General features: G+C 75.4%; 9 protein-coding genes. 7 read left to right on the forward strand and 2 right to left on the reverse strand.

Annotation, left to right across the window (positions count from 1 at the left end):
* The first annotated feature begins 4 nt into the window (after positions 1-4).
* The 7 genes from ACSUPT_RS23550 to ACSUPT_RS23580 all read left to right on the forward strand — a co-directional run bounded on the left by ACSUPT_RS23550 (position 5) and on the right by ACSUPT_RS23580 (position 10,549).
* Positions 5-1,060: an aldo/keto reductase gene (locus ACSUPT_RS23550; protein ID WP_351968162.1), complete on the forward strand. Its 1,056-nt coding sequence runs from the start codon at positions 5-7 to the stop codon at positions 1,058-1,060.
* 48 nt (positions 1,061-1,108) lie between these two features.
* The gene (locus tag ACSUPT_RS23555; protein WP_436945450.1) at positions 1,109-3,652 is read left to right on the forward strand and encodes an acyltransferase domain-containing protein; all 2,544 of its coding nucleotides are present in this window, start codon (positions 1,109-1,111) and stop codon (positions 3,650-3,652) included.
* 141 nt (positions 3,653-3,793) lie between these two features.
* Positions 3,794-5,038: a crotonyl-CoA carboxylase/reductase gene (gene ccrA / locus ACSUPT_RS23560; protein ID WP_351968164.1), complete on the forward strand. Its 1,245-nt coding sequence runs from the start codon at positions 3,794-3,796 to the stop codon at positions 5,036-5,038.
* 252 nt (positions 5,039-5,290) lie between these two features.
* Positions 5,291-7,063, forward strand: coding sequence for a fatty acyl-AMP ligase (locus ACSUPT_RS23565; RefSeq protein WP_436945451.1), 1,773 nt, complete (start codon positions 5,291-5,293; stop codon positions 7,061-7,063).
* 114 nt (positions 7,064-7,177) lie between these two features.
* A complete protein-coding gene (locus tag ACSUPT_RS23570) occupies positions 7,178-8,140 on the forward strand; it encodes a LysR family transcriptional regulator (RefSeq protein WP_351968166.1) in 963 nt (320 codons plus the stop codon).
* Positions 8,127-9,494, forward strand: a complete 1,368-nt coding sequence (locus tag ACSUPT_RS23575; RefSeq protein ID WP_403505552.1) for a cytochrome ubiquinol oxidase subunit I — start codon at positions 8,127-8,129, stop codon at positions 9,492-9,494. Before ACSUPT_RS23570 ends, ACSUPT_RS23575 begins: the two co-directional genes overlap by 14 nt.
* A gap of 35 nt (positions 9,495-9,529) precedes the next feature.
* Positions 9,530-10,549 (forward strand): cytochrome d ubiquinol oxidase subunit II, encoded by a 1,020-nt coding sequence (locus tag ACSUPT_RS23580; protein WP_351968168.1) that lies wholly within the window; start codon positions 9,530-9,532, stop codon positions 10,547-10,549.
* A gap of 80 nt (positions 10,550-10,629) precedes the next feature.
* Here the strand turns inward: ACSUPT_RS23580 and ACSUPT_RS23585 are convergent, their stop codons facing one another.
* Entirely contained in the window at positions 10,630-11,073 is a 444-nt protein-coding gene (locus ACSUPT_RS23585; protein ID WP_351968169.1) for a hypothetical protein, read from the reverse strand.
* Between the two features lie 372 nt (positions 11,074-11,445).
* The gene (locus tag ACSUPT_RS23590; protein WP_351968170.1) at positions 11,446-11,622 is read right to left on the reverse strand and encodes a hypothetical protein; all 177 of its coding nucleotides are present in this window, start codon (positions 11,620-11,622) and stop codon (positions 11,446-11,448) included.
* Positions 11,623-11,924 lie beyond the last annotated feature (302 nt).

Consider the following 11,924-nt stretch of genomic DNA (forward strand, 5'->3'; position numbering starts at 1 on the left):
AGCGATGCGTTACACGACCTTCGGCCGCGACACCGGCCTGCGCGTGTCCGAGTACGCGCTCGGCACCGCCAACTTCGGCACCCTGTGGGGCGGCGGCGCCCGGCGCGAGGAGGCCCGCAAGATCTTCGAGCGGTTCGCCGAGGCGGGCGGCACCTTCGTCGACACGGCCGACAACTACCAGCTCGGTGAGTCGGAGCGGCTGCTCGGCGAGTTCCTCGCCACCGACCGCGACCACTTCGTGGTGGCCACCAAGTTCGGCCTGGGCGCGGGACGCCCCCGCATCTCCGGCACCGGCAACAGCCGCAAGAACATCCGCGCCTCCGTCGAGGCCAGCCTCAAGCGGCTGCGCACCGACTACATCGACGTGTACTGGGCGCACCTGCCCGACGGGGTCACCCCCGTCGAGGAGATCCTCCAGGCCCTGGACGACCTCGTCCGCGCCGGCAAGGTCCTCCACGCGGGCCTCTCCAACTTCCCCGCCTGGCGGATCGCCCGTGCGGCCACCCTCGCCGAACTGCGCGGCACGGGCCGCCTGGTGGGCGTCCAGACCGAGTACAGCCTCGCCGAGCGCGGCGCCGACCGGGAGGTGCTGCCGATGGCCGAGGCGCTGGGCCTGGGCACCACCGTGTGGTCGCCGCTCGGCGGCGGGCTGCTGACCGGCAAGTACCGCCGGAGCGACGAGGGCCGGCTCAGCGACTGGGACGGCCTCGCCATCCGGCAGGAGGACGGCGAGCAGCGCACCCGCGTCCTCGACACCGTCCTCGCGATCGCCGAGGAGGCCGGGGTGCCCGCCGCACGGGTCGCCATGGCATGGCTGCGCGCGCACGCCGCCCGGCTCGGCACGGCCCTCGTGCCCGTCATCGGGCCGCGCACCCCCGAGCAGCTGGAGGAGTACCTCGCGGCGCTCGAACTGGACCTGGACGACACCCGGATCGCCCGGCTCGACGAGGTGAGCGCCGTCCGGCTCGGGCAGCCCTACGAGCTGATCGCCGGCCACGCCGACGCGGCGCTCGGTGGCGAGGCGGCCCGGTTCGACCGGCAGGGCCCGCCCGCCGCCTGACCCTTCAGGACAAGCCGACGTGGAACGCGAAGAGGATGGGGGAGCGGCATGACCGTACGGGAGCCGGCCGAGGCTGACGCCCTGGTCGCCGTGGTCGGGCTGGCGGTGCGCTTCGGCGCGGCCGCCGACATCGAGGGGTTCCGGGCGGCGGCGCGCGCCCCGGAGGGGGTGGACTCCCGCCGGCCGCTGGCCGACCCGTACGCCTTCGACCACCGGTTCTTCGGGATCTCCCCGCGCGAGTCCGCCCAACTCGACCCGCAGCAGCGGCTTCTGCTGGAGTGCGCCCACCACGCCCTGGAAGACGCGGGGCACGACCCGTCCGACGGCGACCGGGTCGTCGGGATCTACGCGGGCGGCAGCACCACCCGGCACGCGGCGCTGCTGCGGCGGGCGGCGGACGGGCAGGAGGTGGACGACCGGCAGATCCGGGCCGCCACCGGCGCGGACTTCCTCGCCGCGCGCGCCGCGTACAAGCTGGGCCTGACCGGTCCCGCCGTCGCCGTGCAGGCGTCGGGCGCGACGGCGCTGGTCGCCGTGCACACGGCGGTGCAGGCGCTGCTCGGCGGCGAGTGCGACCTGGCGCTGGCCGGAGCGGTCACCGTCCGGCCCGACGGGGACGGCGCCGACGCCGCCGGCGGGTGCGGCGTCGTCGTCCTGAAGCCGCTGGACACCGCCCTGGCCGACGGCGACCGGATCCACGCCGTGGTGCGCGGCACGGCCGTCGGCAGGTCCGCGCCCGGCGAGAGCGACCGGGACGGCGCCGCCCGGACCGCCCGCGACGCCCGCCGGGTGGGCGGCGTCCCGGCGGAGACGGTCACCGCGATCACGGCGGGCCCCGGCACCGGAGTCACCGACCCGGCCCCGGCGATGGCGGCCCTCGTCCGGGCCGTCCTGGCGGTGGGCGAGGACGCCCCGCGCGCGGCGGGCCCGGCCCCGACGGCCCCCGCCGCCGGTACGGCCTGTGCCCCCGGTGCGGCCCCCGCCACGGCACAAGACCCCGGTGCGGCCCCTGCCACGGCGCAGGAGCCCGTTCCGGCCCCCGCCACGGCGCAGGAGCCCGGTGCGGCCCCCGCCACGGCGCAGGAGCCCGTTCCGGCCCCGGCCCCCGGTGCGGACGCGCGTCCCGCCGGCACCCTTCCGCAGGCCGCGACGCCGCACCGGATCGGGGTCGGCGCGTCCGGGCCCTTCGGCGTCCACGCCCACGTCGTCCTCGAACAGCCGCCCGCGCCCGACGACACGCCCCCGCCCCCGGCCGACGGCGCCTGGCAGCTGCTGCCGCTGTCCGCCCGTACCCCCGCCGCCCTCGCCCGGGCCGCGGCGGACCTCGCCGCCCACCTCGACCGGGCGGACGGCGCCGACGCCCTGCGCGAGACGGCCTGGACCCTCCAGACCGGCCGCACCGCGCACCCCCACCGCGCCTGGGTCGTCGCGTGCGACACCGCGGGCGCGGCCGAGGCGCTGCGCGCCCTGAAACCCGCCGGCCGCACGGCGAAGGACACCGCCCGCCAGGCCCCGCCGGTCGTGTTCACCTTCCCCGGCCACGGCGGCCAGCACCCCGGCATGGGCCGCCTCCTCCACCGCACCGACCCGGCGTTCCGGGCCGACGTCGACGCCTGCGCGCGCCACGCCCGCGCGGAGACCGGACTCGACCTGCGGGCCGTCCTCGCCCCGGACGGCGAGGACGAGGAGGCGGCGGCGCGCGAGGCGCTGTCCGACGGGGCCATCGCCCAGCAGGCCGTGTTCGTCCTGGAGTACGCGCTGGCACGCGCCCTCATCCGGTGGGGCGTCCGCCCCGCGGCCGTCGTCGGGCACAGCCTCGGCGGATACGCCGCCGCCTGCGTCGCCGGGGTCTTCTCCTTCCCGGACGCCTTCCGGATGGTCGTCAAGCGCACCGAACTGCTCCAGCGCATGGCGCCGGGCGCCATGGCGGCCGTCCGCATGCCGGAGGAGGAACTGCTCCCGCTGCTCCCCGGGGGCGTCGACATCGGCGCGATCAGCGGGCCCGACCAGGTGACGGTTTCCGGGCCGCGCGCCGCGGTGGAGGAGTTCGTCCGGCAGGCCGTCGACAAGGGCGTGGACGCCCGGCTCCTGAAGATCCCCGGCGCCGGGCACTCCTCCCTGGTGGAGCCGCTCCTCGGGGAGTTCGCCGACTTCCTGAAGACCGTCGAGTTCCACACGCCGCGGCTGCCCGTCGTGTCGGACACCACCGGCACCTGGGCCCGCCCCGAGGACATCACGACGCCCGCCTACTGGTGCGCCCACATGCGCCGCACGGTCCGCTACCACGACGTACTGGACACCCTCGACGCGTACGACGGGTGCGCCCTCGTCGAGGTCGGGCCCGGCACCACCCTGACGGCGCTCGCCCGCCGCCACGCCGGGCTGCGCCACGGCCATCCGATCCTCCAGACGCTGCCCCACCCGACCGACCCGGCCCCCGAGACGCAGACCGTGCGCCACGCGCTCGGCGCGCTCTGGGCCGCCGGCGTCGACCTGACGTGGAGCGCCCTCCACCCGCACGGCACGCCCCGGAAGACCGGCCTGCCCGGATACCCCTTCCAGCGCGTCCCGTTCCCCCCGCCCACCGCCTGAGCCACCGCCGGCCGACCGGGTCCACCGGACCGGCGGCCCGGCCCCACCGACCGGCGACGACGTCCCGGCACCGCGCGCGTGCCCGGGCGTGCCCCGGCGTGCCCGAGACCCACTCCCACGACACACCAGGAGCGACACACCATGGGGAAGAGCCTGTACGAGCTGGGCGAGATGCCGCCCCTCGGTTCCGTACCGGAGAAGATGTACGCCAGCGTGATCCGCCCCGAGCGGTACGGCGAGCCGCGCAAGGCGTTCGCCACGGAGGTGGTGGAGACGCCCCGCCCGGGGCGCGGCCAGGTGCTGGTCTGGGTGATGGCCGCCGGCATCAACTACAACAACGTGTGGGCCGGGCTCGGCTTCCCGCTCGACGTGATCGCCGCCCGGCAGAAGCGCGGCGCGACGGAGGACTTCCACATCGGCGGCTCCGAGGGCTCCGGTGTGGTCTTCGCCGTCGGCGAGGGCGTCACCAGCGTGTCCGTCGGCGACGAGGTGATCCTCTCCGGCGGCCAGTGGGACGAGACCTGCGAGGAGATCCGCCTCGGCGCCGACCAGACCTTCGCCCCCAGCGTCCAGGCGTGGGGCTACGAGTCCAACTTCGGCTCGTTCTCGCAGTTCGCGCTGGTGCAGGACTTCCAGTGCCACCCCAAGCCGAAGAACCTCACCTGGGAGGCCGCGGCGGCCTTCATCCTCACCGGCGCCACCGCCTACCGCCAGCTGTTCGGCTGGGAGCCCAACACGGTCCAGCCCGGCGACCCGGTGCTGGTGTGGGGCGGCGCCGGCGGCCTCGGCTCCATGGCCATCCAGCTCGTCCGCAACGCCGGCGGCATCCCCATCGCGGTCGTCTCCAGCGAGGAGCGCGCCGAGTACGTCCGCGGCCTGGGCGCCGCCGGAGTGATCAACCGCAAGGACTTCACCCACTGGGGCCGCATGCCCGACCTCGCCGACCACGCCGCGTACTCCGCGTGGATCTCCCAGGTCCGCGCCTTCGGACGGGCCTTCTGGGAGGCGCTGGGCGAGCGGCGCTCCCCGCGGATCGTCTTCGAGCACAGCGGCCAGGACACCATCCCCACCTCCATGTACCTGTGCGACACGGGCGGCATGGTCACCATCTGCGGCGGCACCTCCGGCTACGCCGCCGACGTGGACCTGCGGTTCCTGTGGATGCGGCAGAAGCGCCTCCAGGGCTCGCACGGCTTCAACCTCGCCCAGTGCCGCGCCATCATCCACCTGGTCGCCTCGGGGCTGGTCGACCCGTGCCTGTCCCGGCTGTTCCCGTTCGACGGGATCGGCGAGGCGCACCAGCTGCTCCACGAGAACAACCAGGCGCCCGGCAACATGGCGGCGCTCGTCAACGCGCCCCGCGAGGGCCTGACCACGCTGCCCTGACGCCCCGGCCCGACCGCGCGCCGGCGACCGGGCCCCGGACCGCTCCGGGGCCCGCCCCGGCCCCCGGCCGGCTTCGGGCCCCGCCCCTGGCCCACCACTCCGGCCCCCGGTCGGCTTCCGGGCCCCGCCTTCTCCGGGCCCCGCCTTCTCCGGGCCCCGCCTTCTCCGGCCCCCGCCTTCCCCGGCCCCGCCTTCTCCGGCCCTCGCCCCTCCGGGAGTGTCCGGCTGCCCTCCCACGACGAACGGACGGCCATGCGAGCCACGCGTACCGAACCCGCATCCACGTCACGCCCGCTGACCCTCCCGGCCCTGCTCGCGCGGCGCGCCGCGAAGACCCCGGACACGGTGGCCTACACCCACCTCCGCAACGGCGAGGAGCCGGGCGAGCACACCACCTACGGCGCCCTGCACACCGCCGTCCTGGCCCGTGCCGCCGCCCTGTCCGGCCGCGCCGCCACCACCCGCAGCGCCGTCCTGATGTACCCCAACTGCCTGGAGTTCATCAGGGGCTGGCTGGCCTGTGCGAGCACCGGCCTCATGGGCGCCCCCGTCCAGGTGCCGACCCGGCGCCACGCCGTACGGCGGCTGCGGACCATCGCCGACGACGCGGGCACCACCCTGGTCCTGACCACACGGGAGGTCCGCGACCAGGTGCTCGCCGACTTCGGCGGCCTGCCGGACCTCGCCGGACTGGACATCGTCGCCACCGACGACCTCCCCGGCACCCCGCGGCCCCCCGGCGCCGCCCTGCCCGCCGTCGCCCTGTCGGACACCGCCCTCCTCCAGTACACCTCCGGCTCGACCGGCTCGCCCAAGGGCGTCATGGTCACCCACGCCAACTTCTGGGCCAACGCCCGCGAGACGGACGACCTGTGGCCCCTCGGCGACGACGGCACCATCGTGTCCTGGCTGCCGTTCTTCCACGACATGGGCCTGCTGCTCGGCGTGGTCCTGCCGCTGTGGTCCGGCCGCCCCGCGTACCTGATGACCCCCGAGGCGTTCATCCGCCGCCCCGCCCGCTGGCTGGAGGCCCTGTCGCGGTACGGCGGCACCCACTCGTCGGCGCCGAACTTCGCGTACGACCTGTGCGCCCGCGGCGACGCCCCGCGCGAGGAGCTCGACCTGTCCCGCTGGCGGGTCGCCATCAACGGCGCCGAACCGGTGCGCGCCCACACGGTGCGCGAGTTCACCGCACGCTTCGCCCCGCACGGCCTCGACCCGCGCGCCGTCTGCCCCGCGTACGGGCTCGCCGAGAACACCCTCAAGGTCAGCGGAAGCCCCGGCGGCACCGAACCCGCCACCCTCCTCCTCGACGCCGAGGAGCTCGGCCGGGGCCGGGTCGTCCCGCTCCCCGCCGAGCGGGCCGGCACCGCGGGCACCACCACCGTGACCGGCTGCGGGATCACGGTCGGCGACACCCGCGTACGGATCGTCGACCCGCGCACGCGGCGCGCCGCCGGCCCCGGCGAGGTCGGCGAGATATGGGTGTCGGGACCGTGCGTGACCGCGGGGTACATCGGCCGGGACGAGGAGAGCGAGCGCACCTTCCGCGCCCGCGTCCACGGCGACGAGGCGGCCGGACCCCACCTGCGCACCGGCGACATGGGCTTCGTCAGGGACGGGCAGCTCCATGTCACCGGGCGCCTCAAGGACCTGATCGTCATCAAGGGCCGCAACCACTACCCGCAGGACCTGGAGCACACCGCCGAGTCCGCCCACCCCCTGCTGCGCCCCGCCTCGACCGCCGCCTTCGCCGTGGACGACGGGCGGCGCGAATCGGTCGTCGTGGTCGTGGAGGGCGACAGCCGGCTCCTGCGGTACGCGGGCGAGGCCGAGGTCGCCGCGGCCGTGCGCGACGCCGTACGGCGCGACCACCGGGTCACCGTCGACGACGTGGTGCTGATCCGGCGCGGCACGCTCCCGAAGACCACCAGCGGCAAGGTCCGCCGCCGCGCCTGCCGGGAGCAGTACCTCGCGGGGACCCTGGCCCGGCTCGGCGTACGCACCGAGCCCGTTCCCTCCTGACCTCACACGGATTTGACACTGCCCGGACGCGCAGCTGAGGGAAAGCACGGTTGATGACGTTCAATTACCTCATTTCCACGGAGAATTGACGCACATCACCGATACAGTGAAGCCATGGAGTTGCGTCAGTTGGAGTACCTCGTCGCCGTGGCCGAAGAGGCGAGTTTCACCAAGGCCGCCGCACGCGTATTCGTGACCCAGCCCTGTGTGAGCGCCCAGATAAGGCGACTCGAACGGGAACTCGGGCAGGAACTGCTCAATCGCGGCGGGCGCACGGTGCAACTGACCGAGGTCGGCGCGGCGGCCCTGCCGCACGCCCGCGCCGCTCTCGCGGCCGTCGACGGGGTCCGGCGGGCGGTGGACGACTTCACCGAGGTGCTGCGCGGCCAGGTCGCCATCGGCGCGGTCGCCTCCTCCCTCACCGCGCGGCTGCCGAAGCTGATCGCCGACTTCAGCGACACCTACCCGGCGGTGGAGATCTCCCTGACCGAGGGCAGCACCGACCAGCTGGCCGACGCCGTGCGCGCCGGCCGCACGGACCTCGCCATCATCGGCGTCGTCGCCGAACCGCCCGAGGGCCTCGAAGTGCAGGTCGTCGCCGACGAGTCCCTCGTCGGCGTGGTCAGCCACGACCACCCCCTCGCCCGGTACACGAGCGTGTCCGTGGAGGAACTGGAGAGCCACGCCCTGATGTGCCTGCCCGTGGGCAGCGGACTGCGGGCGGCCGCAGACGCCGCCTGGGCCGCCGCGGGCGCCCGGCCCCGCATCGCCTTCGAGGCCAGCGACCCGCGCGTGCTCGCGCAGTTCGCCGCGCTGGGGCTCGGCGTCGCGATCCTGCCCGAGCGGTTCGTCGAGGCCCACGCCCGGCAGCTGCACCGCGTCGAGATCCTCAGCCCCCGGCTGCGCGGCCGGCTCGCGCTCGCCTGGCGGGCCAGCGGCCACATCAGCCCCGCCGCCCGCGCCCTCGTCTCGTTCGCCCGCACCGCGCTCGCCGAGCGCTCCACCCCGTCCGCCGTGACCGCCCCGGCGGCCCGCCGCACCCGCCCCAGCGAGGTACGCCCCCTTGAACACCGCTGACCTCGCACGTCTGCAGTTCTCCGTCACGGCGGGACTGCACTTCCTCTTCGTCTCCCTGACGCTGGGCCTCGTCACCGTCGTCGCCGTGACGCAGACCCGCGCGGCCCTGGCCCGCGACCCCGAGGCGCGGGCCACCGGCATGCTGCGGGTGCGCTTCTGGGGCGGCCTGTACGTCGTCAACTACGCGCTCGGCATCATCAGCGGCATCGTCCAGGAGTTCCAGTTCGGCCTGAACTGGTCGGGACTCACCCACACGATGGGCAATGTCATCGGCGCCCCGATGGCCATCGAGACGATCGTCGCGTTCTTCCTGGAGTCCACCTTCCTCGGCATGTGGGCCTTCGGCTTCCACCGCCTGTCCGCCCGCGCCCACCTGGTGCTGATCTGGCTGGTCGCGCTGACCGCGTACGCCTCCGCCTTCTGGATCATGGTGGTCAACGGCTTCATGCAGAACCCGGTCGGCCACGACGCCGGCGACGGCACCGCACGGGTCACCGACTGGGGCGCCATCCTCACCAACGAGGCGACCTGGTACGCGCTGGCGCACATCGCGGGCGCCGTCGCCCTGCTCGCCGGGCTGTTCCTCGCCGCGGTCAGCGCCGCCCACCTGCGCCGGGACCACGAGGTCGCCTTCTTCCGCCCCACGCTCGCGCAGGGCGGGGTCCTCGCGGCGGCCGGCGCGTTCGTCACCGTCGTCGCCGGCGGCGTCCACCTGGTCGCGCTGGAGGGCTACCAGCCGGAGAAGTACGTCGTGATGATGGGCGAGACGGGCCCGGCGCTGGACGAGGCGAGGGCCGCCGCGGCGGAACGGTACGGGCCGGGCGACTGGCTGCCGCCGGAGTGGGTGGGTATCCCGTCCCTGCTCATGCTGATCATCGGCGTGTTCCTGCTGCTCCTCGCGTGGATCCCGGCGACCGCCGCCCGCCGGTCCGACGCACCCCTGTCGCGCAGGCGGTTCCGGCTGGGGCTCGCGACGAAGCTGCTGCCGTTCGGGTTCATCGCCCTGGTCTGCGGCTGGCTCAGCCGCGAGGTGGGCCGCCAGCCGTGGGCGGTGCACGGTGAGCTCACCGTGGAACAGGCCGTGTCGGACGTCTCCTTCGGCGCCATGCTGGCCACGTTCGCCGCCCTGACCGGCGTGCTCCTCGTCCTCGCCCTCGTCGACGGGGCGCTGCTCTCCCACTACGCGCGGCTGGGCCCGGCCGGGGCGTTCATCGGCGGCCCCGACATGTTCCCCGGCCCGGACGACCCCGACGGCGGCAAGGAGGCCGGTGGCGCCTCGGGGCGCCGGGCGGCGGGCTCCGCGGCGTCGGGCCGCGACCCGGGCGACGGCGTCGACGTCCACCTCACCTACTGACCGACCGAGCCACGCATAGCTGACGGGACGCCGCTGTGGATCTCTTCTGGTACGCCCTGACGGGCCTCCTCCTCGCCGGATACCTGGCCCTGGAGAGCGTCGACTTCGGCATGGGCCTGCTGTCCGCGCTCGCCCGCACGGAGCGGGACCGCGAGCGGGCGCGCCGTGCCGTCGTCCCCCTGTTCCTCGCCAACGAGGTGTGGCTGGTCGCCTTCGTCGGCCTGCTGCTGGGCGCCATGCCGCTGCTGGAGGGGCAGTTGCTGCCCGCGCTGCGGGGGCCCGTGGTGGCGCTGCTGTGCGCGTGGGTCCTGCGCGACGCGGCCCTGTGGTTCCGTACGGCGCTCCCCACCGGCGGGTGGCGGCGCACCTGGGACGTCGTCCTGCCCGCGGCGAGCCTGGTGCTGGCCGCCGGCTGGGGGATGGTGCTCGCCGTGCTGATCCGGGGCCTGTCCACGGGCGGCGACGGGCACGCGGTGGCCGCGCTCGCCGACCTGGTCCACCCGTTCTCGCTGGTCTGCGCGGCCGTGGTCACCGTCGCCTCCCTCCGCCAGGGCGTGCTGTTCGCCGTGCGGCGGCTGCCCGCGGCGGACCCGGCGCAGGCGCGGCTGGCCCGGCTCGCGGGCCGGCTCCACTGGCCCCTGGTGGGGCTGGTCCTGCTGGCCGCGCTGTCGGCGGCGTGGATGACCGGCGCGCCGGTGGCGGTGGCGGCCATCGGGGCGGCCGCCGCGCTCGGCACGTACGCCTCCGAACGCCTCCGCGGCGCGGGCCGGCCCGGCGCGGCGCTGCTGCTGGGCACGGCGCCGCTGCTCGCGCTGCCCGCCGCGGTCGGCGCGGTGAACGGCACGACGGTGCTGGCGACCCGCTCCGGGGAGGGCGCGCTCACCCTGGCCGAGGCGGTCGCGGACCCGGCGTCGCTCTGGCTGCTGGCGGTGGTGGCCCTGCCGGTGCTGGCGGGCGTGGCGTACGGGCAGGTGTGGATGTGGCGCGTCTTCGCCCCGCCGGGCGCCCGCACCCCGGCGACGGCCGCGGAGCCGGCACGCGAAGGCGCCCGGTAGGCGCCCGGCCGGACGCGCGGTGACGGACCGGGCGGGTCCCCCCGGGGCGTACGCCCTGGTCCCCGCCCGGTCCGTACCGGTCAGGCGCGGGTGCCGGTGGCCGTCACCTTGTTGGTCGCGAGCAGGACGCCGGAGCCGTCGTAGGTGTGGGCGGTGCCGGAGCTGGTGAACGTCTTGCCGTCGCGGCACAGGACCGCGCTCTGGGCGATCTCGATGCGTACGGCGAGGTTGCCGTCGGCGTCGTGGAACCGCTCCGTCAGCCGGAACGTGAACGTGTGCCGGCCGGTGGCGGTCCAGGTGCCGGTACCGCCCACGTTGTTCGTCACGGTGCCGTCCGCGGCGAGCGTCATGACCGTGTCGATGACATGGCCGTCGTCACCGGTGGCCCGCATGTTCCAGGTGCCGACCGCCGACGGAGCGGCGACCGGACGGACCGTGCGCTCCGCGACCGCGCCGCCGCTCTCGGCCGCCGCGGCGGTCCCGGCCAGCGGCACGACCGCCAGGGCGGCGGCCGCGGCGCTCACCAGCCCCCGTCTCCACAGCGCGGCCCCCGCCTTCCCACGAGCACGCGGAAATTCCATGGTCTCCCCCTCGGTTTCCCGTTCTGCGATACACGGACGATCCCTGCGCCGACGCCTTCCGCCACCGGAATTCCAGGGGCGGGATTCGGCCAGGTGCCAGGGATCGTACGGCACCCCCATGGGGAGCAACCGTCAAATGCCTTGGCGTATCTGTCGGGAAATGTCAGAGACAGGACAGGAGAAGGAAAGGCGCGCCGGACAGCGATTTCCAGCCGGAAATCCGAGGCGTGAGGGGCGGGCGGCGGCGGACCCCGCCCGGGTACGACAACGCCCCCACAACCGCGTGTTGTGGGGGCGCTCGGGTGTGGCGGGCCGTCAGGCGGCGGTGGTGACCTCGGCCTGGGTGAGGTCGGCCCACTGGGCGAGCAGCCGCGTGTACTCCTCGGCCCGGTCGTCCGTGGCGGGCCGCTGCATCATCAGGTTCCGGATCTGGGTGTTCAGGTCGGCCAGGGCGCGGCAGGGAGCGCCGCCCGGCAGGGAGACAGTGGACATGCGCACCACTCTATGCGCCCGCACTGACACACGACGCCATCCCGTGTCCGGTTCCCGCCGGCGCAGCGGGCCGTGGACGTCGGTGGAGGCCGCTGCCCGGACGCCGGTGGTGCGCTTGTGGCGCTTCCGGAGCGACGCTGGGCCCACGCCGTGGTTCCAGGGGCGGCACGCGGCAGGCCGCGTCCGTGTCCGGCGGCGTCGTGGGGCAGTACTGCGAGGCGAACCTGTGGGACGGGACGGTCCGCGTGCACGAGGAGTCGGAGCACCCTGGGCGGACGTGGGGTGCCGGCGGCGAGCGGCTG

This window comes from Streptomyces sp. SudanB25_2051 (assembly GCF_964272635.1).
GTDB lineage: Bacteria > Actinomycetota > Actinomycetes > Streptomycetales > Streptomycetaceae > Streptomyces.